The organism is Leucobacter insecticola (genome assembly GCF_011382965.1).
Taxonomy (GTDB): Bacteria; Actinomycetota; Actinomycetes; order Actinomycetales; family Microbacteriaceae; genus Leucobacter; species Leucobacter insecticola.
On record NZ_CP049934.1, the window covers coordinates 1,784,529 to 1,810,004 of the forward strand.

Below are 25,476 nucleotides of genomic sequence, written 5' to 3' on the forward strand. Positions count from 1 at the left end.
GCCCGAGTCCCAAACCCCAAGCCGACTCTAGTCTCGCGGATACTTCGCGACGTATTCCTCAATTACGACACCTGCTTCGAACGAGCGGGCTGGCGCCCCTCAACCCCGCAGTCGCTCGGCGACGAAATCAACGTCCTTGTCGCCGCGCCCCGAGAGATTCGCAATGATGATCCCGTCACGCGGCATGCTCGGTGCGAGCTTGATCGCTTGGGCGAGCGCGTGCGCGGATTCGAGCGCAGGAATGATCCCTTCCTTGCGGGTGAGAAGCTGAAAGGCCGCCAGGGCTTCCTCATCGGTGACGGACACGTACTCGGCGCGGCCAATCTGTTCGAGGTGCGCGTGCTGCGGCCCAACTCCCGGGTAGTCGATCCCGGAGGCGATCGAGTGCACCGATGATGCGTTGCCGTCTGCATCCTGCAGTACCTTCGTTTTCATGCCGTGCAGGGTGCCGGGGGTGCCGAGCGTCATGGTGGCCGCGTGCCGATCCCCGTCGAGGCCTTCACCCGCGGGCTCGACACCGATGATGCGCACCGACTCGTCTTCAAGGAAGGCGTCGAAGAGTCCCATCGCGTTGGATCCGCCACCGACCGAGGCAACGAGCACATCGGGTAGGCGGCCCTCGGCTTGCAGGATCTGGGCGCGCGCCTCGCGGCCCACAACTGACTGGAAATCGCGCACCATCGAGGGGTAGGGGTGGGGACCCACGACCGAGCCGATCGCAAAGAAATACTCGTCGGGTGCGGAAGCGTAGACAGCGAATGCCGAGTCAACCGCCTCCTTGAGCGAGCGGCCGCCCTCCTCAACCGCGACGACCTTGGCTCCGAGCAGCTCCATCCGCACGACGTTCGGGTGCTGCTTTGCGATATCGATCGCACCCATGTGGATCTCGCACTCGAGCCCCACCAGCGCCGCCGCGGTGGCGAGGGCGACGCCGTGCTGCCCAGCCCCGGTCTCCGCGATCAGCTTCTTCTTGCCCATACGCTTTGCGAGCAGCGCCTCGCCAAGACAGTGATTGATCTTGTGGGCGCCGGTGTGGTTCAGATCCTCGCGCTTCAGGTAGATCCTCGCACCGCCCAGCTCCTCGCTGAGGTTCTCGGCGAAGTAGAGCAGCGAGGGGCGGCCAACGTAGCGGCTGAGCAGTGCCTGGAGCTGATCCTGAAACTCGGGATCCTGGGCGGCCTCGATATACGCCTCGGCCACTGCGGCGATCGGCTCAGCGAGGAACGGGGGCAAGTCGGCGCCCCCGAATTCGCCGAAGAATCCCGCGGAGTCTGCGCGGTAGCGAGAGGGAGATAGGGTCTCGGTCATGGTTCAGTGGTCCTTTGCTTCATTGCGCCACTCGTAAACAAAAACACCGCCTACGAGTAGACGGTGTCGGGTGTATGCAGATGCGTACGGGGAACCGCCCTAGGCGGCCCACCACTGCTGTACGTTGTGCATGACCAGTAGTGTAGCAGCAGCGTGTCGACATCGCGGGAAAACTGGGAAAGCTACCTCTACTCCGGAGTGTGTGGCGCCAACCCGGCACCAGCGAAAGCTGCGAGAATAGCGGGATGCGGATCGTCTTTGCGGGAACCCCCGAGTTTGCCGTGCCCAGTCTGCGGGCTCGCGCTGAGACACTCGGGCTCCGTTTTGAGAACCGAGAGGTCTCTGATGGCTGATCTCGAAACGGTGGTTGGTGCACAGCCACTCGCGGAGTGGGAGTTCGCGGGTCAGCTGCGGCACTCCCAAGCTGCGATCCTTGACGCGGTCGATGTTGTTTCCGGATCTCCGCTTCACATTGTGGCTCCGCCAGGCTCCGGCAAAACGCTGGTGGGGTTGCTCTTGGCGATGCGCGCCGGTGCGCCAGCGCTTGTGCTGTCTCCCACGACAACGATCCGCGGTCAGTGGGCAAAAACGGCACGGCAACTCGCGGCCCGCACCTGGGGTGAGGATGAACCACAGGTGCCGTTGGCGGAGGTATCAGAGGACCCGCGAGCGATCGGGGATCTGACCGCGCTGACCTATCAGATGCTTGGGACAATCGACTCGAGTAGCCCATTCGATCAACTCGCTGAGCGCGCGTGGGTCGCCGAACTTGTTGAAGGTGGGCGCTCGATTCCTGACGCTGAATCCTGGCTCGAACACCTTGCGCAGGCAAACCCGAAGGCGCATCGCCAGGGGATCCGACGTCGGGCCGGTCGACTACGCAAAGAAGTTGTGCGTGAGGATCCTTCGCGCCTCGAAGAGGCCTTGCACCCGAATGCCCGCGAACTCATCGAACGTCTCGTCGAGCGTGGGGTGACCACGCTGATTCTTGATGAGTGTCACCACCTTCTCGACTACTGGGCGATCGTTGTTCATTGTCTCGCTGGCCGGATTCGCGAGCGTGGAGTTGAGCCGGTCATTGTTGGGTTGACCGCGACGCTGCCGTCTGAAGAAGACCAGGAAGCCTACGAAAACTACACCGGACTTCTCGGAGACGTCGACTATGAGGTTCCCACGCCCGCCGTTGTCAAGGAGGGTAATCTTGCGCCCTACCGTGATGCGGTGTGGTTCGTGACGCCGGAGGACGATGAACTGGAGTTCTTGAGCGCGCAGCAGTCCCGATTCGAGGCGTTAGTGAAGGGCATTCTCGAGACCCCGGAGGGGGTGGAGTTTCTTGCCCAGAAACTGTGTGGTCAGAGATTCCTTAATTTGAAGTCGACGGAGCGGGATCGACGTCTCGCTGAAGCTTTCAAACTCGATTTCGCGTTTACGGAAGCGGCTGCGGCTGTCTTAGCTGAGGTCTCTCCAGGGCACCTGCTGCTGCGCACGCTCGGCCATGATGCGCCGCGCGGTGCGACAATGGAACAGCGCATCCGCGTGCTTGCGCGATATGCGCTGGAGCACATGCTGCCCGACCCCGCGCGTGAGCAGCTTTGGAAAGACACGCGGGGTCTGCTGTCAGATCTCGGGTATCACCTGACCGACCGGGGGATTCGCCGCGGGCGAGACCCCGTCGACCAGGTGCTCGCGACATCGCGTTCCAAAGACTTGGCGGTGGGGGAGATCCTGCGCCTTGAGATGAGCCGCGAGGTCAGAGAAGAAATTCGCGCGGTGGTCATCTTGGATTTTGCCGTGCACGGACACGGTGTCGGTTCTGGCCGCGGTAGGGCCGGAGCGTTACGGTGTTTCGATTCTGTTGTCGAGGATCCGACACTTCACGCTTTTCGACCGGTTCTGATGACAGCACAACATCTGCGCATCGCGGCCCGGGACGCGGCAATTCTTGTGCCGAAACTGCGGGAGAAACTCAATGCGGAAGTTGCGGTAAGTGCAGAACACAACGGCGTGTTGACCCTCGAAACACCGGGCACCGGCACATCCGCCCTGGTCGAGGCCGTCTCGCAGATGATCGCCGAAGGGGTGGTACGGCTCCTCGTAGGTACACGGGGCCTCTTGGGTGAAGGGTGGGACTGCCCCGCTATCAACACGCTGATTGACCTGTCGACTTCTTCGACCTCCGCTGCAACACAACAGCTCCGAGGACGCTCGCTGCGCATTGATCCCGGCTGGCCCGCAAAGGTCGCGCACAACTGGACGGTCACCTGCCTGCCGAAGGCACGAAGCTCAATCGAGGGAGCCAGCGATGTTGCTCGGATGCGCAGAAAACAAAGCAAGTCATGGGGCATTACGGTGACGGAACCGGCCTCAGTGGTTCGTGGTTTAGGACACACCCTCACGGTTGCCCAGATAGGGCAGCTCGAGCAGATTCTCGACAAAGTTGCGACGGCGCGAGACGTGCGATGGCTCAACAGTGAAACTGAACGCACGCTGCCTTCACGCCAGCACACCCGCGACCGCTGGGGCATCGGTGAACCCTACCTCGGACAGGAACGCCGACAACTCGTTGCGCGCGCCGAAACCGCTGGTGTGCTTCGAAGCCCACCGACTCTCGATGTGCTGTTGCTCATGCTGTTGGGGGGTGCGGGCGGAATATTCGTCGAAGCATTGCGTGTGGCGCTTCGCGCCTCCCAGGGAGACGCATGGGTCACACTGATTATTGCTGCACTGGGCATAGCACTCTTCACGTATCTGGCACGCGATTCGATCCGCTCGCTTTTCCAGGGACTTCGCTCATTTGCGCTTCCGGGGAGTGCCTACCAGGGCGCGGCTCTTGCGCTTGCCCGAACCCTGCACCGCCGGGGTGACTCCCGGGCGTTCGGTCGTGCAAACATTGTGGTGGCTCAGGTAATGGCAACACCGCGGGTGGTTGCCCATCACCTTGTCGAGGTGAAAGGCGGCAACATCGCCGAGCAGCAGGCGATTCTTGGTGGTCTGAGAGAAATATTCGGCCCGATACGCACACCGAGATTCCTTCTTGAGGTCGGACAATCGCAGCTGAAGTGGCCGACAGCGCTCACCTGGTTTGCCGGCCTGATCACGCGGCTTCTGACCCGGCGCTCCCGTTTTGTCAACGTGCCTCGTGGGGTCGCACGCCGTCGGGAAGACGCTATGGTGTTTGCCGAAGAATGGCGGAGAAGTGTTGGCCCGTGTGTGCTGCACGAGATCAACTCGTCGGATCAGCTTTCGCTCCTCACGCGTGCTCGGCGCAGTAACGGGCCAGCGCTCGACCGTTCCGTCGTTCGGGATGTCTGGGCATAGTCCAGCGTGTCGCCCCCGCCGTAACCCGGCACCCGCGAAAGCTGCGAGAATAGCGGGATGCGGATCGTCTTTGCGGGAACCCCCGAGTTTGCCGTGCCCAGTCTGCGGGCACTGCTCAATGCTGGCCACGAGGTTGTCGGGGCGGTGACCCGCGAGGACGCGCCCCTGGGGCGTAAGCGTGTGCTCACCCCGTCCCCGGTCGCTGTTGTAGCCGCGGAGGCCGGGATCCCGACGCTCAAGGCGAACCGGCTCGGCGAAGAGGCCACGGCTTGGGTTCAGGATCTCGCTCCCGATCTTGGCGTGATCGTCGCCTACGGTGGGCTCGTGCGCGAGCCACTGCTCTCGCTGCCGCGGCTCGGCTGGGTGAATCTGCACTTTTCCGAGCTGCCCAGGTGGCGCGGGGCGGCTCCCGTGCAGCGGGCGCTGCAGGCGGGCGAACAGCGCCTCGGTGTCACGGTGTTTCGGCTGGTCGCCGCCCTCGACGCTGGCGACGTGCTCACCCGCGACGCGAGTGACTTCCCCGCGGGGACCCCGGCAGGTGAAGCGCTCGCCGCACTCGCTGAGAGTGGCACGGGCGCGCTGCTCGCGGCGGTTGATGGGCTCGGAAGCGGTGCACTGACGGGTGAGCCGCAGACGGGTGAGCCGAGTTATGCGCACAAGCTTGAGCGGGAAGACGGACGGCTTGACCTCACGCTGCCTGCCGCCCAAGTGCTCGCCCACTGGGCTGGAGTGACCCCGGAGCCCGGCGCGTTCGTGATGGTGGATGAGAAACCATTGAAGGTCTTAAGCTTGCGGGCCGTGGAACGTGGCGATGAGATTCAGGATCCTGCCACGGCCTCGATCCGCGGCGGCAGGGCGATCCTGCAGCTTGCCGACGGTGACCTCGAACTCGAGCGCGTGCAGCCGGCGGGCAAAGCGGCGATGGACGGTGCGGCGTGGCTTCGTGGCCGCGGCGGGAAAGCGGTGGTGCGATGAGTGAGCGCGGTGGCGGACAGAGCCGGCGGCAACGCGAGCCGAATAGGCAGCGGCCGAGGGTGCGGATCTCACCGGCGCGTCTCGTCGCATATGACGTGCTCCGCGATGTTGAGGATCGTGACGCCTACGCGAACCTGGCGCTGCCCTCCAGGATCCGCGAGGCGAGGCTCGACGGGCGCGACGCGGCGCTTGCAACCGAGCTTGCGGCAGGGGCGCTGCGTGGCCGCGGCAGATACGATCGGATCATTGAGTTGGCTGCGAATCGCCCCGCGAGCGAGATCGACTCGCGCACCCTGAACGTGCTGCGGCTCGGCGCGCACCAGTTGCTTTCGATGCGCACGGCGGATCACGCCGCGGTGAACGAGAGTGTTGAGTTGCAGCGCCGCGTTGCGAACCAAGGTGCCGCGGGCTTTGTGAACGGCGTGCTGCGCACGATCGGGCGCGCGTCGAGCGAGGAGTGGGATGCGCGAATCGATGAGGCGGCCGAATCGCGTGATGCCGCGCTTGCCGCGCGCACCTCTCACCCGGTGTGGGTGCTGCGGGCGCTCAGGGATGCGCTGCGCGCTGAGGGCGAGAAGATGAGCTTGAGGATCTGCTCGGGGCAGACAATGTGCCACCGCGCGTCAGCCTGGTCGTCCTTCCCGGTTGGGAGGCCGCCACCGCTGATGACCTCGCGGCGCAGGGGCCTTCGCCACTCGGCATGGAACTCGCGGGAGGTGATCCGGTCCCCGTGATCGAGGAGCTGGGTCTTCCCGAGGGCGTGGTCCGGGTTCAGGATCAGGGCTCGCAGCTCGCGGCGCTCGCGCTCACCCGCGCGCGTCCGGTTGTGGCTGGGGAGCGATGGCTCGATCTGTGCGCCGGCCCCGGTGGAAAGAGCGCGCTGCTGGGCGCTGAGGCGCTGCGCGGTGGCGCAAGGGTACGGGCGAACGAGGTGTCCGCGCACCGCGCGGAACTGGTGCGGCGGTCCGTTACTGCGGTCGCAGACGGGGTTGAAGTTGTGAGTCATGATGGCCGCGACGATGACGCGTACAGGGATCGCGGCGCACGAGCCCAAGACGCGCTGTTCGACCGGATCCTGGTCGATGCACCCTGTTCCGGGCTCGGAGCCCTTCGACGCCGCCCGGAAGCCAGATGGCGCAAGCAACCGAATGATCTTCCGGTGCTGACTGCGCTGCAGGGTGAGCTGCTGGATGCGGCCACCCAGCACCTCGCCCCGGGAGGTGTGCTCGCCTACGTCACCTGTTCGCCGCACATCGCTGAGACCCGCGTGACGGTTGACCGGCTGTTGAAGCGCCACCCCGAGATCCGCGAGCTCGACGCGAAGGCGACGATCCGCGAGATTGCCCGTGGCGACGTGGATCTTGCTGGCGATGCCCTGAGCGCGCAACTGTGGCCGCACCGCCACGGCACCGACGCGATGTTTATCGCACTGCTTGAGCGGGCGCGGTAAGGCGTGTCCCCAAAAAAGCTCTAGGTGAATGTCGGTGGCCAGTTTTACTCTGTTTCTATGACAACCAGCACACTGTCGTCTGGGGAATCTCGCGAGGATCGCCTCGCCGGATCGCCCGCGCCTATGGGCGGCATGCGCGTGTTCGTTCAGGTGCTGATCAACACCGCGGTTGCCAACCTCACCACCAACTTCCTCTGGTTCGCTGTTGTGTTCTGGGTGTATCTGGAGACGCGCAGCATCCTCGCGACGGGAGTGCTCGGCGGTGCCTACATGATTCTGCTCGCCATATTCTCGATGTGGTTTGGATCCCTCGTGGACCGCTTGCACAAGAAGCGAGTGATGCTGATCTCCGCGTGGTCATCGTTTGTCGCCTTCGGGATCGGCTGCGCGATGTACTTCTCGATGCGGGAAGACACGCTTCTTAACCTTCAGGGGCCCTGGTTCTGGATCTTCACGCTCGTTCTGCTCGCCGGGTGCGTGGTTGAGATGCTGCGCAATCTTGCGCTCTCCACCACGGTGACCCTGCTTGTGCCGCCGGAGCGTCACGCGAACGCGAACGGGCTTGTCGGTACGGTGCAGGGGATCGCCTTCATTGCAACGAGCGTGTTTAGCGGGCTCTCCGTCGGTTTGCTCGGCATGGGGTGGACCATGGTGATCGCTACCGTGTGCGTCGCGATCCCGATCCTGCATTTGCACCTGCTGAAGATTTCTGAGCCCGAGATTGTGCGGGATCCGAATCGGAGCGCCGTCGATTTCAGAGGCGGTATGCAGGCGATGCTCGCGGTTCCCGGGCTCTTCGCGCTCGTACTGTTCACGATGCTGAACAACCTCTCCGGTGGGATGTTCATGGCGCTGCTCGATCCCTACGGGCTCAACATGTTTCCCGTAGAAATCTGGGGGATCGTGTTTGGCCTGGCCTCGACAGGTTTCATTGTGGGTGGCATCGTGGTTGCCAAATGGGGGCTCGGTGCCAACCCGATCCGCACGATGCTGATCCTCGTGGGAGTGCTCGGGGTGCTCGGCATGGTGTTCACGCTGCGCGAGTGGCCGTGGCTGTTCATCACTGGCATCTGGCTGTTCATGGCGATGATGCCCGCGGTCGAGGCCGCTGAACAGACCGTGATTCAGCGGGTGGTGCCGTTTGAGAAGCAGGGCCGTGTGTTTGGGCTCGCGATGACCTTTGAAGCGGCCGCAGCCCCGATCACCTCGCTGCTGATCGCACCGATCGCAGAGTTCTGGGTGGTGCCCTACATGTCTGGGCAAGCGGGGGAGGCTCGCTGGGCGTGGGCCCTGGGAGAAGGAGAAAGTCGCGGTATCGCGCTCATTTTCCTGGTGTCCGGGGCGCTGATGCTGCTGCTCGCGGTGGGAGCATCCCTCACCCGCTCCTACCGCAAGCTGTCACAGAGTTTGCACGCCGCGGCGCCGCCGACTCCCGAGCCCGCGACACCGACCGAGGCCGCTACTCCCAGGTGACCTCCAGTGGTTCTTTTGAGAAGTCCACGTAGGGTGTGAGTAGGGAAACAAACATCGTCTGCGCCTTCTCGCGCTTGCCAGCCTTCTCAAATTCGTAGGTCACGTCGATACGGATGACGTCGTAGCTCGAGACGACGCTCGGGGTGGTATAGCTTGACTCGGGGGTGAGCGCGTTGAGCGCGGCATCCCCCTCAGTGGTGAGTTTGCGCTGCACGGTGCCATCAATCGGCTTCGCAATGGCCCGCAAATCGGAAAGATCGTTGCCGCAGGGAGTCGTCAACGCGGTCGAGGCGAGACATTCCGTCAGAGACGCGCGCACCAAATCGCGGAAGGTTGCGGTCGCTTCCTCGGTGAGCACCGCCTTGACGCCGTGCAGATCATTTGTGTCGTCGTCACCCAGCACAAAGATGTCACTGTCGCTGGAGACGGTGAAGTTCTTGTTTTCAAATGTGACCTGATACGCGCCGATGAACGCCTCTGCGTAGCTTTCTCCGGGCTCAACCCCGTTTATCTTGGTACCCAGCCCCCAAAGCCCGAGAGTGACATACCCACAAGGCCGTCAAAAATCACCCAGTCCTCTCCTCCATAGCCCCATACGGTGAAGTCACGGGTGATCGTCTCATCGCCAATATCAAACGTTGCCGGCACAATCACCTCGTGGTCGTCGAGCGTGTATGAGTCGTCCACATCGACGGAGATATTCGTGATCGGCGCCAGCTCTTGTGATGCAGCAAGCACCTCGTCGGTGAGGAGCTTGTTACTCGCGGTAGCGCCGACGAGCGCCTTGGCGGTCTTGGCATCACCCTCGGCGAGTGCGGTGAGATAGTCCTCGACGGCCTGCGTTGCTCCCGGGGAGGATGCTCCATACGTGGGCTCATCAATGTAAGGGCTAATGCTGCGGTTCGCGAGGGATCCAACGACGGCGATACCGCCGATAAGAATGAGGAGGAGCGCCACCGCGCCTGCGACGATGCCAATGATCGCACCGGTGGGGAGGCCCTTCCTGGGTGGCATCCCGCTCTGTAGGTACTGAGGCACCTGATGGAACTGAGGCACCTGATGGAACTGAGGCACCTGGTGGAACTGTGGTGCCTGATCTTGCGGGGCTTGATCCTGTGGTGGTTGATGGAACTGAGGCGCCTGATACTGCGGTGCTGGCTGATACACAGGAGGCGCGTACAGCGGTCTTTGCTCAAAAGTCTGGGCCGACTCAAAGTTCTGCGGCGGTTGCATGTCGGCGGGTGGTGCGAGCCCTGGCGACGGCGCGAGCCCATCTGGGATCTCGGAGGTGGGGTTGGGTTCCTGTGACGGATCCGTTTCACTCGGCTGCTGGGGATCCTGCGTATTGGTCATGCCTCTACTGTAGGGGGAGCCGAGGAGCGCCCCCATCTGTGTAGTCTTGAAACGTGAGCACACACCGCATTAATCCAAGCATCCTCTCCGCCGACTTCGTCAACCTTCAGGCTGAGCTTGAAGCAATCAGGACGGCGGATCTGGTTCACGTCGATGTGATGGATAACCATTTTGTGCCAAACCTCACGATGGGGCCGCCTGTCGTTGAACGGATCCAGGCCGTGTCACCGATCCCGCTTGACGTGCACCTCATGATCGCGGACGCGGATCGCTGGGCTCCCGGCTATGCGGAGCTCGGGGCGTACTCGGTGACCTTCCATGCGGAGGCGGCGGCGGAGCCGGTCGCCCTCGCCCGCAAGATCCGCCAGATCGGTGCGCGGGCGGGCATTGCGCTGAAGCCTGGCACCGATCCTGAACCGTATCTAGAGCTGCTGCCCGAATTCGACCAGGTACTGGTAATGACCGTTGAGCCGGGGTTCGGCGGTCAATCGTTTATGCCCGACATGATGCCAAAACTGCGCCGATTTGCTGACGCGAAGGCAAAGCTGGGGCTGGATCTCTGGCTGCAGGTCGACGGTGGGATTACCGTCGACACGATCGGGATCGCGGCCGAGGCCGGGGCAGATACCTTCGTTGCAGGATCCGCCGTTTATGGCGGCGTGCCCGAAGACCGGATCGCCAAGCTGCGTGCCGCCGTGGCAGCTCACGCACACTGATACGCTAGACGGGTGAAATCCTTCGATGACCTGTTCGCTGAGCTCAGCGATAAAGCGGCCACCCGCCCCGAGGGAAGCGATACTGTCGCAAGGCTCGACGCTGGCGTGCACGCCATCGGGAAGAAAATCGTGGAGGAAGCCGCCGAGGTTTGGATGGCTGCCGAGTACGAGTCCAAAGAGGCGTGCGCCGAAGAAATTAGCCAGCTGCTGTACCACCTGCAGGTCATGATGCTTGCAAAAGGCCTGAAGCTCGAGGACGTGTACACGCATCTCTAGCGTTGGTGCCACGGTCTTGACCCGAAGCGCCGACGCTTGCCGCTGATTTCTCACCCTGGCCGCACATCGGCCACCACGGAAGGACCCAACACCACCATGCTGCGCATTGCCGTACCGAACAAGGGCTCGCTCTCAGAGGTTGCCGCCGAGATGCTCGCCGAGGCCGGCTACTCTGGTCGCCGCGACAGCCGCACACTTGTGCACACCGATGCGCACAACGACGTTCAGTTTTTCTACCTCCGCCCCCGCGACATCGCAACCTACGTGAGCTCAGATGCGCTCGACGTTGGCATCACCGGGCGAGACCTGCTGCTTGACTCGGGATCCGGTGCCACCGAGATTGCGGAGCTCGACTTCGCTGACTCGACCTTCCGTTTTGCCGCGCCGGCTGGGGCGATATTTCCGAGATTACTGATCTCGCAGGACGCCGGGTCGCGACCAGCTACCCGAGGCTTGTCGATGACTTCCTGCGCGCGCGCGGGGTCGAAGCGACGCTCGTACAGCTTGACGGTGCCGTGGAGTCTGCGGTTGAGTTGGGCGTCGCCGATGCCGTGGCCGATGTCGTGTCTACGGGGGCGACGCTTCGGGCGGCCGGTCTCAAAATCTTTGGGCCAGTGATCCTCGAATCAACCGCGGTTCTGATCCGGGGCGAAAACGAGCACCCGGGGATCGCGCGCCTGCTGCGTCGCCTGCGCGGTGTGCTCGTCGCCCGCAAGTACGTGCTCATGGACTATGACCTGCCGGTCGAACAGCTGGACGCCGCGATCGCGATCGCGGGCGGCATCGAGTCGCCCACGGTTTCGCCCCTGCGGGATGAGAACTGGGTTGCCGTGCGCGTGATGGTCTGCGCAGATGAGGCGAATGACGTGATGGATCGTCTCTACGATCTGGGCGCGAAAGCTATCCTCGTGACCGCGATCCACGCCGCGCGCCTGTAGGAGGACGAAGATGTCACTTGCTACCCGAGTCATACCGTGCTTGGACGTCGCCGCGGGCAGAGTCGTCAAGGGCGTCAACTTCCTCAATCTGCGCGATGCGGGTGATCCGGTCGAGCTGGCCGCTCGCTACGCTGAACAGGGCGCTGACGAGCTGACCTTTCTCGATGTCACCGCCACCGTCGATGATCGCGCGACCACCTACGATGTGGTCCAGCGCACCGCGGAACAGGTATTCATTCCGCTGACGGTGGGCGGGGGAGTTCGTGAGGTTGACGATGTTGCGCGCCTGCTCGGGGTCGGTGCTGACAAAGTCGGGATCAACAGCGGTGCGATCGCCCGCCCCGCGGTGATCGGAGAGATTGCTGACCGCTTCGGATCCCAGGTGCTCGTGCTCTCCCTCGATGTGAAGCGGAGTCCGCGCACGCCCTCCGGGTTTGTGGTGACCACGCACGGAGGGAAGCGAGAGACCGATCTCGACGCGCTTGAATGGTGCAGGGAGGCCGTCGATCGGGGGCGGGCGAGCTGCTCGTGAACTCGATGGATGCCGATGGCACCCTCGCTGGTTTCGATCTTGAGTTGACGGCAGCGGTGCGTGCCCTCTCAGAAGTGCCGATCATTGCCTCGGGGGAGCCGGAAAGCTTGAACATTTTGCTCCCGCGGTCGATGCTGGCGCGGACGCTGTGCTTGCCGCCTCGGTGTTCCACGACGGCACTTTCACGGTGTCGCAGGTAAAGCGGGCGCTTGCCAGCGCGGGGCACACGGTGCGGTTGGTGCGGAGCGGCCCTGAGGCGTCGGCATGAACGCGCCGAACCCCGTGCCTGACTCGCTCGTTTTTGGCAGCGACGGACTGATCCCCGCGGTGATTCAGGACGATGCCTCGGGCGAGGTGCTCATGCTCGCCTGGATGGATCGCGAGGCGATCAGACGTACCTTGACAACGGGGCGCGTCACCTTTTGGTCGCGCTCCCGCCGCGAGTACTGGCGAAAGGGCGACACCTCGGGCCACCGTCAGTACGTGCGAAGTGTTGCTGCCGACTGCGACGGCGACACTCTGCTCGTGCGCGTGATCCAGATCGGTGCGGCCTGCCACACCGGTACCCGCAGCTGCTTCACCGACCGTGAGATCCCCGCCCTCGTCGGGGATCCTGAACCCTAGACGCTGCTCTGTGCTGCGCTGCGGAGCTCGGCGCTGCGCTGCAGAGCTCAGCTCTGCCGTGTGCACAAGTTGTCATTATGCGCTGCGTTAAGAACAAGCTGCGCACACAACGTCGGATGGCTCCCGCCCAGGATCGACGCGTTCAGCACTCGGCGGACAACATCAGGCCCGGTAAGCTGGTGCGGTGACTCTGACCACCACGCGCGCGGCCTTCGAGAGTGCCCGGGCTTCCCACGCCGTCCTTCCCGTCTGCCGAGAGGTGTTCGCAGATGCTGACACCCCGGTGGGGATTTACCGGAAGGTCGCCGGCAACCGCCCGGGAACCTTCCTGCTCGAATCAGCGGAGCAGGGCGGAGTGTGGACTCGTTTCAGCTTCGTCGGAGCCGGCAGCTTCGGGGTGCTCGGTGAGCGACACGGCCGGGCACACTGGCAGGCAAGCTCGAGTGGTCCGACGCTCGATGCCGAAAGGTTACTCCCCGGCGGTGTCGATTCGCTTGCCCCGGTAGCTGCACTGCGCGAGGTTTATGAGCGGTGGAGATCGCCACAGGTTCCCGGCCTCCCGCCGCTCGCAAGCGGGTTTGTTGGCTATCTTGGCTGGGACACCGTGCGCCAGTTCGAGCGGCTGGAGCACGGTCCCTCTGTGGGCCCGGGCTTGCCGGTGCAGGGACTCAGTTTTGTGTCCGAACTCGTGGTGATAGACCATCGTGAAGGTTCGTTGGTTCTGCTCGTGAACGTGTTGAACGACGGTGCGCTTGGGGGTGCTGCCGAGCAGCGCCACGGGGCGCAAACCGCCGACGAGCAGTGGGAGGATGCACAGACGCGACTCGATGCACTTCAGGCGGCGCTTGCGGCCCCCGAGGCGTCTCCACTCGGGCAGCTGGATCGCCTGGCCGAGCCGGATCCTGCGCGCCTCACGAGCACCCCCGAGTTTCTCGAATCGGTGAAAACCGCGAAGCAGTACATCGTTGATGGAGACATCTTTCAGGTCGTGCCATCGCAGCGCTTCGACCAAGAGTGCACCGCTGATCCGCTCGACGTCTACCGCGTGCTACGGCATCTGAACCCGAGCCCGTATCTCTATTTGCTGCAGCTTGAGGACGCCCAGGGTGAGCCTTTCTCGGTCGTCGGTTCGAGTCCCGAGGCCCTCGTGACCGTGCAGGAAGACGGGCACATCATGACGCATCCAATTGCGGGATCGCGGCCTCGCGGTGCGACGACCGAAGAGGATCAGCAGCACGAGCAGGACCTACTCGCCGACGAAAAGGAACGAGCGGAGCACCTGATGCTCGTAGATCTCGCGCGCAACGATCTACTGCGCGCATGTGAGCCCGACTCGGTTGAGGTTACCGAGTTCATGCGGATCGAACGGTTTAGTCACATTATGCACATCGTGTCGACGGTCGAGGGGCGGGCCCGTCCGGATCAGAATCCCGTCGATGTGTTTAGGGCGACCTTCCCCGCGGGCACACTCTCCGGCGCCCCAAAACCGCGCGCGCTGCAAATCATCGACGAGCTTGAGCCGGTGCAGCGGGGGGTCTACGGGGAGTCGTCGGGTATTTTGGACTCGGCGGCGCAGCTGACCTTGCCATCGCGATTCGCACGGCCACGATCAAGAACGGCGTGGCAATGGTGCAAGCGGGGCGGGGATCGTTGCCGACTCGCACCCCGAGGCTGAAGACGCGGAGTGCCGCAGCAAGGCCGCGGCTCCCCTTCGGGCTATCGCGATCGCGAACACCCTTCGCCCTCTCGCGGACACGCCAGCAGAAAGAGCCTAAGCGATGCGCACAAAACTCTGGACACTTGCAGGCATCGCGCTTACGGGCGCAGTCTCCCTGCTTGCCGGGGCGCAGACCTGGGTGTCGTTCATGCTCGACAGCAACCACTCTGTCGAGGTGTCGACAGGGCATGAAATCAACTCGGCGCTGTCGCCTGTCTCGATCGCGATCGTAGCCGCGGCCCTCGCGCTCACGATCGCCGGGCCCGTTTTTCGAAGGGTGCTGGGAGTGCTCGTGGCGTTGCTCGGGGCCGGTCTCGTGGCGCTCACATGGGCGGTGCTGGCCTCACCCATCGGCTCCGTTGCTGGCAAGATCACCGAGCTCACGGGGCTGACCGGCGGGGGTGGCGGGGACGGCGTGATCGTCACTTGGAGTCAGGTCACTTGGAGTCAGGTCTCGCCTTGGGCCTACACGAGCCTGATTGCGGGCCTTGTCGCCGTGCTACTGGGCGCCGCCGTCGTGATCTTGGGCGGCAAATGGGGGACCGCCGGCCGAAAGTACGATGCCGAGCGAAAGCTGCGGGCGAACACGGAATCCAAGCCGGATCGCATCTCTGACTGGGACTTGCTCTCAGACGGTGATGATCCGAGTGGCGAGGAAGAGCGGGGCGAGAATATCCGCTAGGCTGGAACCGTACACGTAGGTCTTAAGAGGAGATTCATGACTTCCCAGCACGAAGAACCCGGCCACGGCGATTCGCCCGCCGCATGGACGGCAGTTGTAGTGATGCTGATCGGTATCGCGGCCGGTGCCGTATTCTTCTTCCTGAATATGCCCACCCTGGTTTGGGTGTGCGTAGGTGTCGTTGCCTTGGGCATCATTCTCGGGTTCGTGCTTTCGAAAGCCGGATATGGTGTGAACGGCCCGAAGTACTCCCCTAAGACGCACGACTAAGGTGCTCGAGCAACTCCTCGCGGGTGCCCTCGAAGACGCGAACACCCGCAGGCGTGAGCGTCCCTACGCCGACGTCGAAACCGAAGCCCTCAGGCGACCCGCGCCTCTCGATGCCCTCGCAGCGCTCGCGCCTGCCGATCATGTGAAAGTGATCGCGGAGGTGAAACGCGCGAGTCCCTCGCGTGGTGATCTCGCTGAAATTGCGGAACCTCAGGCTCTCGCCGCCCAGTATGAAGCTGGCGGTGCGAGCGTCGTCAGCGTGCTGACAGAGGGGCGAAAATTCAAGGGTTCGCTCGCAGATCTTGAGGCTGTGCGGAAAGCCGTGAGCATTCCGGTTCTCCGGAAAGACTTTATTGGCGATGAGTACCAGGTGCTTGAGGCGCGCGCTTCCGGCGCCGATTTGGTTCTTCTCATCGTTGCGGCGCTTCCTCAAGATAGGCTCGTGCGCCTGCACGCGCTGATACGCGAACTCGGTATGACCCCGCTAGTGGAGACCCACTCCGAAGAGGAAGTCGCCCGCGCAGTGGATCTCGGAGCCCAGCTCGTTGGAGTGAACGCCAGGGACCTCAGCACCTTCGAACTCGACCGTGATCTCTTCGGCCGTGTTGCCGATCAGATTCCCGCGGGAGTGATCCGCGTGGCTGAATCGGCCGTGCTCAGTCTGAGCGATGTACAGCACTACCGCGCGGCCGGAGCCGATGCGGTGCTCGTTGGAGAAGCGCTCGTGACGGGTGACCCTATTGCTACGCTAGCTTCCTACACCAGCGTCTAACTACCTGACGATCGACCCATGTGAGGCGGATATGAATTCCCAGCAACCTGGCGACGCCACCGCACTACGCGCGCAGATGGGTCCCTTTTTCGGCGATTTTGGGGGCCGCTACATGCCGGAGTCCCTGATCGCCGCGATTGATGAGCTCGCTGCGGCGTATGATGACGCCAAACGGGATCCGGAGTTCCGGGCGGAGCTCACTGAGCTGCTGCATTCCTATGCGGGTCGACCCTCGCCGATCACTGAGGTGCCGAGGTTTGCGGAGCACGCGGGCGGTGCGCGCGTTTTCTTGAAGCGCGAGGACCTGAATCACACCGGATCCCACAAGATCAACAACGTGCTTGGCCAGGCCCTGCTGACGAAGAAGCTCGGCAAGACGCGCGTGATTGCCGAAACCGGTGCCGGCCAGCACGGTGTCGCCACCGCCACCGCCGCCGCGCTTTTTGGTTTCGAGTGCACAATCTATATGGGTGAAGTTGACACCGAGAGGCAGGCTCTGAACGTCGCCAGAATGCGGCTGCTCGGCGCCGAAGTCATTCCGGTGACGACCGGATCGCGCACGCTGAAAGACGCGATCAACGAGGCGTACCGCGATTGGGTTGCGAGTGTAGAGACGACCAACTACATCTTCGGCACCGCCGCTGGCCCCCATCCCTTCCCAGGCATGGTGCGAGATTTCCAGAAGATCATTTCCGAAGAGGCGCGCGAGCAGCTCTTGGCGAAGACTGGGCGACTGCCCGATGCGGTGGTCGCGTGCGTCGGTGGTGGCTCGAACGCGATCGGAATGTTCGATGCGTTCCTCGACGATGAGGGAGTGCGAATTTACGGTGTCGAAGCGGCAGGCGACGGCGTCGACACGGATCGGCACGCGGCATCGATTGAACGAGGCCGGCCCGGGATCCTGCACGGCGCAAAAACCTATGTGCTGCAAGATGAGGATGGACAGACGATCGAGTCGCACTCGATCTCCGCGGGGCTCGATTACCCGGGTGTGGGACCCGCCCACGCCTGGCTCGCAGATATCGGGCGCGCCGAATACATTCCAGCGACAGACGCGGAGGCCATGGAGGCGTTTCGTCTTCTGAGTCGCACAGAGGGAATTATTCCGGCAATCGAGTCGGCACATGCGCTCGCGGGGCGATGCGGATCGGGCGCGAGCTCGGACCGGATGCGATCATCGCAATCAGTCTCTCAGGGCGCGGAGATAAGGACATGGAGACCGCCGGCCGCTACTTCGGTTTGCTTGACGGCAGTGAAGGAGCTGAGGCGTGACGAACGAGATCTCGCCGGTCGCGCGTGCGATCAGGAATGCACAGCAGGATCGCGCGGGCGCGCTGATCGGATACCTCCCGGTCGGGTTTCCCGATCTCGACACGAGCATTGACGCGGCAATCGCGATGGCGAAAAACGGCGTCGACGTGATCGAACTCGGCGTGCCCTACTCGGATCCGGTGATGGATGGCCTGGTGATCCAGGAGGCGACCAACACAGCGCTCGCTCGCGGCTTCAGCCTGCCTGACGTCTTCGAAGCGATCCGCCGGGTGCGCGCCGCGGTTGATGTGCCGGTCCTCGTGATGACCTACTGGAACCCGGTGCTCCAGTACGGCGTCGAAAGGTTTGCGCGTGATCTCGTGGCGGCCGGGGAGCAGGACTCATTACCCCCGACATTACCCCCGATTCAGCGCATGACTGGATCACGGTGAGTGAGCAGTTTGGCCTCGATCGCGTGTTTCTCGCGGCCCCGAGCTCCAGCGACGAGCGTCTGCGGCTTGTCGCCGAGGCGACGACCGGTTTCGTCTACACGGTCAGTACGATGGGGATCACCGGCGAGCGGGCACAGCTCGACGCCGCGGCACGCGGGCTGACCGCTCGCTTGCGCGCGCAGGGAGCAGACCTTGCCTGCGTGGGAATCGGTATTTCCACGGCTGAGCAAGTCGCTGCGGCACTCGAGTACGCTGATGGTGCCATTGTGGGAACGGTGTTTGTGAAGTCCCTTCGCGACGGCGGCGTAAACCAGCTTGCGTCAACCGTGCGTGAGATCGCCATCGGCACAACGCGCGCATAAACGGCGAGGAGAGCGTGATGGCGCGAAACCTGACCGGCACCGGCCAGGGTGCCTCGCGCCGTCCAGCCACCCGCGGTACCATCCGATTGTTGGGCCCTGCGTTTGTGGCGGCTATCGCATATGTCGACCCCGGAAACGTCGCTGCGAACCTCACCGCGGGTGCGCAATACGGCTACTTGCTGTTGTGGGTGCTGGTTGCCGCGAACGCGATGGCGGTGATTGTGCAGTATCTCTCAGCAAAGCTCGGACTCGTGACGGGGCGCAGTCTTCCCGAAATGCTCGGCGAGCGTCTCCCGCGGACCTCACGTCTGCTCTTCTGGGCGCAGGCGGAGCTTGTCGCGGCCGCCACTGATGTCGCCGAAGTGATTGGCGGCGCGCTCGCGCTCTACCTACTGTTTGGGGTGCCGCTGCCGCTTGGCGGCTTGATCGTGGGCGCGGTCTCGATGTTGCTACTGAGTGTGCAGTCACAGCGGGGCCAGCGTACCTTCGAGTTTGTGATTATGGGGTTGCTCGCGACTATCACGCTCGGTTTTCTCGCAGGGCTCTTCTTCAGCCCGCTCGACGGCGGTGCCATCGCGGCAGGTATCGTGCCGCGCTTCGAAGGCGCCCAGACCGTGCTGCTCGCCGCAGGCATGCTGGGAGCCACCGTGATGCCGCACGCGATCTATCTGCACTCGGCACTCGCTCGGGATCGGCACGGCTCGGGACACAGCGTCCCGATGCTCCGTCGGCTGCTCGTCGCGACCCGTTGGGACGTCGTGCTGTCACTCGTGATCGCAGGCGGCGTAAACATCGCGATGTTGCTGCTCGCGGCGGCGAGCCTGCCGGGTGTGACCGATACCGACACGATTGAGGGCGCGCACGCGGCCATCACCGAGGCGCTCGGACCCGTGATCGGGGTGATCTTTGCGGTTGGTCTGCTCGCGTCGGGCCTCGCCTCCACCTCGGTGGGCTGCTACGCGGGGGCCGCGATCATGTCGGGGCTCTTGAAGGTGCGAATCCCGATGTTGATCCGGCGCTCGATCACGCTCGTGCCCGCCATTATTCTGCTTTCGGCTGGCGTGGATCCGACGTGGGCGCTGATCCTGAGTCAAGTCTTACTCTCAATCGGACTGCCTTTTGCCTTGATCCCGCTCGCCCGCCTCACTGCGAACCGCAGCGTGATGGGCGAGTTTCGTAACGGTGTGCCACTTCGCGCGGTCACCGTCGTCGTGGTTGCGCTTATCGTGGGCTTGAATCTTCTGCTGATATGGCTCACCCTGACTGGACAGGCGTAGTTCAGGATACTGCGCACGCTAGGATTGGTTCCGACCACTGTCGATAACCGATCGATAGTCCCAGCAACTTAGGTTCCAGCGGCGAAAGCCGCCGTCGAAAGAGACGTGAATGATTCATCCGTTCAGTATTCCGAGCCCCGAGATCCAGTTCCTCCAGCTCGGGCCGTTGCGCATTTACTTCTATGCGCTCTGCATCATTCTCGGCATTATCCTTGCCGCGATTTGGACGGCCAGGAGACTCGGCAAGCGCGGGGGTGAGCGCGGCGCCGTATTCGATTTTGTCGTCTGGTCGCTGGTGCTCGGGATCATTGGCGCGAGGCTCTACCACGTCGTCACGCACTGGGGTGACTACTTTGGTGAGGGCAAGAGCCCGTTTGAGATCTTTGCATTTTGGAACGGCGGCATCGCGATCTTTGGAGCGCTCATCGGCGGCGGGATCGGTGTGCTCATCGCGTCTCGCCTGACGGGGATCCGCTTTTGGTCATTCGCAGACGCCCTCGTGCCCGGCCTGCTGCTCGCGCAGGCTATCGGACGCATCGGGAACTGGTTCAATCACGAACTCTTTGGTGGTCCAACCTCGCTGCCCTGGGGCCTCGAGATCGAGTCCACGAATCCTGCCTTCCCGATTGGGCTTCCGGCAGATACGCTCTTCCACCCGACCTTCCTCTACGAGGCACTTTGGAATCTGCTCGGCATCGTCGTGCTGCTCGCGATCGAGCGGAAGCTCCGCCCACGCTGGGGCCAGTTCTTCGCGCTCTACCTCGTTTGGTACGGTCTCGGTCGCGTGTTCACCGAGTCGCTGCGCGTCGATCCGAGCCTGCTTTTCCTCGGTCTGCGCACCAACGTGCTCGCGGCCCTGCTCGCGGTCGTGCTCGGCATTGTGATCTTCATCGTGCAGCGCCGTCGCCACGTCGGACTTGAGACCACCACGTACCTTCCCGGGCGCGTGAACCCCGCCGACGCGGCGCTCCATGTCACTGCGAACGCAGATGAGTATTTCCATGTGCTCGATCGTGGGGACGCAGCCGCTGCACCGGAGGAGTCGTCTGAGCCACAGGAGTCCTCTGCGTCGCATGAGTCCTCTGAGCCACAGGAGTCGTCTGAGGGCGATACACAGGACGCTGCATCAGACAGCGCTGACCCAGTCACTAACTCTGCACAATCCCAGTAGAAGGGCCGCTACTTCATGCGCCACGCCAAGATCGTTGCGACGTGGGGACCTGCGGTCTCCAGCTATGACCACACTCTCGAACTGATCCGGGCCGGGGTGAATGTTGCCCGGCTCAATATGTCACACGGCACCTACAACGTCCATGAGGGGATCTATCGCAATATTCGGCGAGCAGAGGCTGAGGTGGGGCGCCCCATCGCGGTGCTGGCTGATCTGCAAGGACCGAAGATTCGCCTCGGCAAGTTTGAGGGCGGCCCCTACGAACTCGAGGTCGGTGACGAGTTCGCGATCACGACGCGCGATATCGCGGGGAACCGCGAGATCTGCGGCACCACCCACAAGGGCCTGCCTGGGGACGTGAAACCGGGCGATCCGCTGCTCGTTGACGACGGCAAGGTTGGGCTGCGCGCTGTGAGCGTGACTGAGGACACGGTATACACCGTGGTCGAGATTCCCGGCGTCGTGTCGAACAATAAGGGAATCAACCTTCCCGGCGTTGCTGTCAACGTGCCGGCCCTGTCTGAAAAGGACGCGGAAGACCTTCGGTGGGCGATCAAGCTTGGCGCCGACTACATTGCGCTTTCGTTCGTGCGTGACGCCGCTGACATTGTGCGCGTGCACGAGATCATGGACGAGGAAGGCGTGCGCCTTCCCGTAATCGCGAAGATCGAGAAACCGCAGGCCGTCGAGCACCTCGCCGAGATCGTGGATGCCTTTGACGGCATTATGGTGGCGCGCGGTGACCTCGGTGTCGAGCTGCCGCTTGAGCAGGTGCCGCTCGTGCAGAACGAGGCGATTAAGCTGGCTCGCCAGAACGCGAAGCCCGTGATCGTCGCTACCCAGGTGCTGGAATCGATGATCGAGAATCCGAGGCCCACCCGCGCCGAAGCTTCGGACTGTGCGAACGCGATCCTCGACGGGGCTGACGCGGTGATGCTGTCAGGAGAGACCAGCGTCGGCGCCTACCCGGTGCAGGCGGTCGCGACGATGGCCCGGATCATCGAGGCTACGGAAGATCACGCGCTCGATCGGATCGAGCCGCTCGGCACCCCACCGCGCACGCAGGGCGGTGTGCTCACCCTCGCTGCAGCAGAGGTTGCCGAATTCATTGGGGCCAAGTACATCTGCGTGTTTACCGAGTCAGGGGACACGGTGCGGCGTATGTCCCGTCTTCGCAGGCCCATGCCGATTATCGTGTTCACGCCGGATCCCGAGACCCGGCGCCGCATGGAGCTCACCTGGGGAGCACGCAGCTACCTGGTGGATCGCGTCGGCAGCACAGACGAGATGTTCGTGCAGGTTGACCAGGTCATGCTCGATCACGATCGCCTCGAAATTGGCGACAAGGTCGTCATTATCGCGGGATCCCCTCCCGGGGTGGTCGGCACGACCAACACTATGCGCATTCACCGTGTGGGCGAGGCGACCGGGCAGCTGCCAGAGGCAGGCCCGCGCAAGCACATCATCGGCCGCGGCAAGGTGTTTGTCTAGCGCACAGCCCACGAGCCCCGAGGTGGCCAGCTACCGTTCGGATTCTTCCGTGCTGGCGGTACTGCGCTCACCGCGTTTGCTGACGCGCGAGGCGCTCGCGGGGCTCGTGGTTGGTCTCGCGCTGATTCCGGAGGCGATCTCCTTCTCGATTATCGCCGGCGTTGATCCGAAGGTCGGCTTATTCTCATCGTTTATTATGGCGGTCTCGATCGCCTTTCTCGGTGGTAGACCCGCGATGATTACGGCGGCAACGGGTGCTGTGGCGCTCGTGGTCGCGCCGATTGCGCCCAGGTATGGCCTCGACTATCTGATCGCGACGATTATCCTCGCCGGGGTATTCCAAGTCTTGTTTGGACTCTTGGGTGTTGCGAAACTGATGCGCTTCATTCCGCGCAGTGTGATGGTCGGCTTTGTGAACTCGCTCGCGATCCTGGTATTTATTGCCCAGTTGCCGCACCTCATCGGTGTGCCCTGGCTGGTCTATCCGCTGGTAGCGGCGGGGATCCTTGTGATCATTCTAATGCCCAGGATTACGAAGGCGATTCCTGCCCCGCTAGTGTCCGTCATTGTCATTACGACCGCCGCGGTCGTGTTCTCGCTGAACGTCCCGACCGTGGGTGACCAGGGGGAGCTGCCCCGTAGTCTGCCCGAACTGTTTATGCCGCAGTTGCCGCTGACGCCCGAGACCTTCGCGATTATCGCGCCCTTCGCCTTTGCTGTCGCAATCGTCGGGCTGCTGGAATCGCTGCTCACAGCGAAGCTCGTCGACGAAATCACCGATACCCACTCGAACAAGACGCGCGAGTCGTGGGCGCAGGGCGTCTCAAATATGCTGTCAGGGTTCTTCGGCGGCATGGGTGGTTGCGCCGTAATCGGGCAGACCATGATGAATGTCAAGGTGTCTGGCGCGCGAAGCCGAGTCTCTACGTTTTTGGCCGGGGTGTTTCTGCTCGTGCTGGTTGTCGTGCTCGGCGATGTGGTGAGTGTGATCCCGATGGCAGCGCTCGTCGCCGTAATGATCATGGTGTCGATTGCGGCTTTTGATTGGCACAGTATCGCGCCACGCACGCTGCGGCGCATGCCGAAGAGCGAGACTTTTGTGATGGTGGTGACCGTGCTGGTGGTCGTCTTGACGCACAACCTCGCCATCGGAGTGATCGTGGGGGTGCTCGTTGCCTCGGTGCTGTTTGTGCGTCGTGTCGCGCACTTCGTGTCCGTAGAACGCACCTTGAGTTCTGCGTTTGGTGTTGAGTCGGCGCACTATGTTGTGACGGGCGAGCTGTTCTTCGCGTCGAGCAATGATCTGACGACGCTGTTCTCGTACGCGAAGGATCCCGAACGAATTGTGATTGATATGTCGCAGGCGCACCTCTGGGACGCCTCGACGGTGGCGTCGCTCGATGCGATCGTGACGAAGTATGCACAACGCGACAAGACCGTCGAGATCGTTGGCATGGACGAGGCCGCGACGGCGCTGCACACACGGCTTTCTGGGGATTCACCTCAGCCGATTGAGTGGGCGGTGTTTACCGCCGATTGAGTGAGCTTGTGAATCGAAATCAACCGGCTATGGCCGGGCCTGATATTGTTGCCCTGTGGTTATTGGAGCAATCATCTCATGGTCAATTTTCGTCGCCGCGGGTGTGGTTGTTGTTCTAGCAGTGCGAAAAATCAGACGCGATAAGCGCCAATAGTGGTTGTGGATAGAGAAGCGCAGTGAGTGACACGAATGCCTCTGCCGAACAGCGTGAGCTTGCAGCTGCTGCGCGGCGTGAGGCGATCAGGGAGAATACCGGAACAAGTATCCCCGGTGATCTCACGTTCGGAACATGGCAGCACATCCAGAACAAATACGGTGACTCTCCTGAAACGCGCAGGATCACAAACGGAAGCCTGGCAACGATCGCTTGGCTGAGTGGCATGGGCTTCGCCCTTGCTGTTGTCGCAATAATCGTTACTGTGAACACAGAGAACCCGATCACGCTCCTGATCTGGTCCGGACTGATCGGCCCCAGCCTGCTTGCGGGGCTGATTGCGGCGGTCGCTTTTTTCGTTACCCGCGCGATTATCACGAGCCGGAAATAGCTCCGCAATCACCTGCTCGTACGCAGAGACAATAATTCGTTGGTGGTGCCGGATGAGGGACTCGAACCCTCACGTCTTTCGACAACGCATTTTGAGTGCGCCGCGTCTGCCAATTCCGCCAATCCGGCAAGTATGAAGTTATGTTGGCGCTGACCGCAGTCGATGCCAGGGACTACCTTATCGCAGCTTAGTGGTCGAAGAACATTCGGCGAGCAAAGAAATGCGATTAAAGCAGGGAGAGTTCGGGCAAGTCACCAGCCAAAACCGCTAAGCTGAATTCCGTGAATGACCAAAGTACTGCACCGAGCACCCCGCGACGCGTTGTTGTTGCGGAGGACGAGTCCCTCATCCGTCTCGACATCGTCGAAACCCTGCGTGACAACGGGTTCGACGTGGTTGGAGAGGCCGGTGACGGTGAGACTGCCGTCAAACTTGTTGAGGATCTGCTTCCCGACGTCGTAGTGATGGACGTCAAGATGCCTCAGCTTGACGGTATCTCGGCCGCCGAGCGCATCAACAAGAATCATCTCGCCCCGGTCGTGCTGCTGACCGCGTTTAGCCAGCGTGAGCTGGTTGAGCGTGCGAGCGAGGCTGGCGCCCTGGCATACGTGGTGAAGCCGTTCACCCCCGCCGACCTAATCCCGGCCATTGAAATTGCGATTTCGCGTTTCCAGCAGATCGTTGCTCTCGAGAGTGAAGTTTCGGATCTTGCCGAGCGTTTTGAGACCCGCAAGCTTGTGGATCGCGCGAAGGGGATCCTGAACGACAAGATGGGCCTCAGCGAGCCAGAGGCGTTCCGCTGGATCCAGAAGGCGTCGATGGATCGCCGCCTCACCATGCAGGACGTTGCCAAGACCATCATCGACCAGCTGGGCCCGAAGAAGGACTAGTACCCGCTCATTTCGAACGCCTCGAGCTCAGCATTCGCTGTGCCGGGGCGTTCGTCATTTTGCAGAGCCGATACGCAGGTGAGGATCAGCCCC

The 25,476-nt window shown here is 62.8% G+C and carries 18 protein-coding genes, 1 tRNA gene and 6 pseudogenes; 21 read left to right on the forward strand and 4 right to left on the reverse strand.

What is annotated here, in order from left to right; translation table 11 throughout:
• Positions 1–99: 99 nt before the first annotated feature.
• A complete protein-coding gene (trpB, locus tag G7067_RS08185) occupies positions 100–1,308 on the reverse strand; it encodes a tryptophan synthase subunit beta (protein WP_166323399.1) in 1,209 nt (402 codons plus the stop codon).
• A 345-nt stretch (positions 1,309–1,653) separates the two neighbouring features.
• Here trpB (G7067_RS08185) and G7067_RS08190 point away from each other — a divergent pair, with 345 nt between their 5' ends.
• The 4 genes and pseudogenes from G7067_RS08190 to G7067_RS08205 all read left to right on the forward strand — a co-directional run bounded on the left by G7067_RS08190 (position 1,654) and on the right by G7067_RS08205 (position 8,524).
• Complete coding sequence (locus G7067_RS08190) at positions 1,654–4,626, forward strand: DEAD/DEAH box helicase family protein (RefSeq protein WP_166323401.1); 2,973 nt, start codon at positions 1,654–1,656, stop codon at positions 4,624–4,626.
• A gap of 57 nt (positions 4,627–4,683) precedes the next feature.
• Positions 4,684–5,601: a methionyl-tRNA formyltransferase gene (locus G7067_RS08195; RefSeq protein ID WP_166323403.1), complete on the forward strand. Its 918-nt coding sequence runs from the start codon at positions 4,684–4,686 to the stop codon at positions 5,599–5,601.
• Positions 5,598–7,051: pseudogene (locus G7067_RS15235) on the forward strand (RsmB/NOP family class I SAM-dependent RNA methyltransferase). The gene G7067_RS08195 and the pseudogene G7067_RS15235 overlap by 4 nt, the downstream one beginning before the upstream one ends.
• Positions 7,052–7,183: 132 nt before the next feature.
• Positions 7,184–8,524 carry an MFS transporter gene (locus tag G7067_RS08205; protein ID WP_166325975.1) on the forward strand — a complete coding sequence of 447 codons (1,341 nt, stop codon included), beginning with the start codon at positions 7,184–7,186 and terminating at the stop codon, positions 8,522–8,524.
• On the opposite strand, the gene G7067_RS08210 is transcribed toward G7067_RS08205, so the two are convergent.
• Together G7067_RS08210 and G7067_RS08215 are read right to left on the reverse strand one after the other, a co-directional pair.
• The gene (locus tag G7067_RS08210; RefSeq protein ID WP_166323405.1) at positions 8,511–8,927 is read right to left on the reverse strand and encodes a hypothetical protein; all 417 of its coding nucleotides are present in this window, start codon (positions 8,925–8,927) and stop codon (positions 8,511–8,513) included. The genes G7067_RS08205 and G7067_RS08210 overlap by 14 nt on opposite strands.
• A 104-nt stretch (positions 8,928–9,031) precedes the next feature.
• Positions 9,032–9,877 carry a hypothetical protein gene (locus G7067_RS08215; protein ID WP_166323407.1) on the reverse strand — a complete coding sequence of 282 codons (846 nt, stop codon included), beginning with the start codon at positions 9,875–9,877 and terminating at the stop codon, positions 9,032–9,034.
• Positions 9,878–9,930: 53 nt separating this feature from the next.
• On the opposite strand from G7067_RS08215, the gene rpe reads away from it, so the two are divergent.
• The 16 genes and pseudogenes from rpe (at position 9,931) to G7067_RS08295 (ending at position 24,493) form a co-directional block, all read left to right on the forward strand.
• Positions 9,931–10,593 (forward strand): ribulose-phosphate 3-epimerase, encoded by a 663-nt coding sequence (gene rpe / locus G7067_RS08220; protein WP_166323409.1) that lies wholly within the window; start codon positions 9,931–9,933, stop codon positions 10,591–10,593.
• A gap of 12 nt (positions 10,594–10,605) precedes the next feature.
• The gene (locus G7067_RS08225; protein WP_166323411.1) at positions 10,606–10,869 is read left to right on the forward strand and encodes a phosphoribosyl-ATP diphosphatase; all 264 of its coding nucleotides are present in this window, start codon (positions 10,606–10,608) and stop codon (positions 10,867–10,869) included.
• A gap of 96 nt (positions 10,870–10,965) precedes the next feature.
• A pseudogene (gene hisG / locus G7067_RS08230) lies at positions 10,966–11,807 on the forward strand (ATP phosphoribosyltransferase).
• A gap of 10 nt (positions 11,808–11,817) precedes the next feature.
• Positions 11,818–12,607, forward strand: a pseudogene (hisF, locus tag G7067_RS08235) (imidazole glycerol phosphate synthase subunit HisF).
• Complete coding sequence (gene hisI / locus G7067_RS08240) at positions 12,604–12,963, forward strand: phosphoribosyl-AMP cyclohydrolase (protein ID WP_166323413.1); 360 nt, start codon at positions 12,604–12,606, stop codon at positions 12,961–12,963. Before hisF ends, hisI begins: the two are co-directional and overlap by 4 nt.
• A 184-nt stretch (positions 12,964–13,147) precedes the next feature.
• A pseudogene (locus tag G7067_RS08245) lies at positions 13,148–14,738 on the forward strand (anthranilate synthase component I).
• 3 nt (positions 14,739–14,741) lie between these two features.
• A complete protein-coding gene (locus G7067_RS08250; RefSeq protein WP_166323415.1) occupies positions 14,742–15,362 on the forward strand; it encodes a Trp biosynthesis-associated membrane protein in 621 nt (206 codons plus the stop codon).
• 36 nt (positions 15,363–15,398) lie between these two features.
• Positions 15,399–15,632, forward strand: a complete 234-nt coding sequence (locus G7067_RS08255; protein WP_166323417.1) for a DUF6704 family protein — start codon at positions 15,399–15,401, stop codon at positions 15,630–15,632.
• A gap of 1 nt (position 15,633) precedes the next feature.
• Entirely contained in the window at positions 15,634–16,404 is a 771-nt protein-coding gene (gene trpC, locus G7067_RS08260; protein ID WP_166323419.1) for an indole-3-glycerol phosphate synthase TrpC, read from the forward strand.
• 31 nt (positions 16,405–16,435) lie between these two features.
• Positions 16,436–17,676: pseudogene (trpB, locus tag G7067_RS08265) on the forward strand (tryptophan synthase subunit beta).
• 8 nt (positions 17,677–17,684) lie between these two features.
• A pseudogene (trpA, locus tag G7067_RS08270) lies at positions 17,685–18,469 on the forward strand (tryptophan synthase subunit alpha).
• A 17-nt stretch (positions 18,470–18,486) separates the two neighbouring features.
• Positions 18,487–19,746 (forward strand): Nramp family divalent metal transporter, encoded by a 1,260-nt coding sequence (locus tag G7067_RS08275; protein WP_166323421.1) that lies wholly within the window; start codon positions 18,487–18,489, stop codon positions 19,744–19,746.
• 109 nt (positions 19,747–19,855) lie between these two features.
• Entirely contained in the window at positions 19,856–20,917 is a 1,062-nt protein-coding gene (lgt, locus tag G7067_RS08280) for a prolipoprotein diacylglyceryl transferase (RefSeq protein WP_166323423.1), read from the forward strand.
• Positions 20,918–20,932: 15 nt separating this feature from the next.
• Complete coding sequence (pyk, locus tag G7067_RS08285) at positions 20,933–22,408, forward strand: pyruvate kinase (RefSeq protein WP_166323425.1); 1,476 nt, start codon at positions 20,933–20,935, stop codon at positions 22,406–22,408.
• A complete protein-coding gene (locus G7067_RS08290) occupies positions 22,401–23,948 on the forward strand; it encodes a SulP family inorganic anion transporter (RefSeq protein WP_166323427.1) in 1,548 nt (515 codons plus the stop codon). Before pyk ends, G7067_RS08290 begins: the two co-directional genes overlap by 8 nt.
• 176 nt (positions 23,949–24,124) lie before the next feature.
• On the forward strand, positions 24,125–24,493 hold the full coding sequence (locus G7067_RS08295; protein WP_166323429.1) for a hypothetical protein: 369 nt from the start codon (positions 24,125–24,127) through the stop codon (positions 24,491–24,493).
• Positions 24,494–24,536: 43 nt separating this feature from the next.
• Here the strand turns inward: G7067_RS08295 and G7067_RS08300 are convergent.
• Positions 24,537–24,621 (reverse strand) — tRNA-Leu (locus G7067_RS08300).
• A gap of 153 nt (positions 24,622–24,774) precedes the next feature.
• Here G7067_RS08300 and G7067_RS08305 point away from each other — a divergent pair.
• On the forward strand, positions 24,775–25,383 hold the full coding sequence (locus G7067_RS08305; protein WP_166323431.1) for an ANTAR domain-containing response regulator: 609 nt from the start codon (positions 24,775–24,777) through the stop codon (positions 25,381–25,383).
• Positions 25,384–25,476 lie beyond the last annotated feature (93 nt).

Bases quoted from the DNA above. Each gene is read 5' to 3' on its own strand.
- G7067_RS08195 (WP_166323403.1), top strand. From the start codon at position 4,684: ATGCGGATCGTCTTTGCGGGAACCCCCGAGTTTGCCGTGCCCAGTCTG.
- G7067_RS08275 (WP_166323421.1), top strand. From the start codon at position 18,487: ATGGCGCGAAACCTGACCGGCACCGGCCAGGGTGCCTCGCGCCGTCCA.
- hisI (WP_166323413.1), top strand. From the start codon at position 12,604: ATGAACGCGCCGAACCCCGTGCCTGACTCGCTCGTTTTTGGCAGCGAC.
- G7067_RS08205 (WP_166325975.1), top strand. From the start codon at position 7,184: ATGCGCGTGTTCGTTCAGGTGCTGATCAACACCGCGGTTGCCAACCTC.
- G7067_RS08250 (WP_166323415.1), top strand. From the start codon at position 14,742: ATGCGCACAAAACTCTGGACACTTGCAGGCATCGCGCTTACGGGCGCA.
- G7067_RS08255 (WP_166323417.1), top strand. From the start codon at position 15,399: ATGACTTCCCAGCACGAAGAACCCGGCCACGGCGATTCGCCCGCCGCA.
- G7067_RS08190 (WP_166323401.1), top strand. From the start codon at position 1,654: ATGGCTGATCTCGAAACGGTGGTTGGTGCACAGCCACTCGCGGAGTGG.
- lgt (WP_166323423.1), top strand. From the start codon at position 19,856: ATGATTCATCCGTTCAGTATTCCGAGCCCCGAGATCCAGTTCCTCCAG.
- G7067_RS08215 (WP_166323407.1), bottom strand. From the start codon at position 9,877: ATGACCAATACGCAGGATCCCCAGCAGCCGAGTGAAACGGATCCGTCA.
- trpB (WP_166323399.1), bottom strand. From the start codon at position 1,308: ATGACCGAGACCCTATCTCCCTCTCGCTACCGCGCAGACTCCGCGGGA.
- pyk (WP_166323425.1), top strand. From the start codon at position 20,933: ATGCGCCACGCCAAGATCGTTGCGACGTGGGGACCTGCGGTCTCCAGC.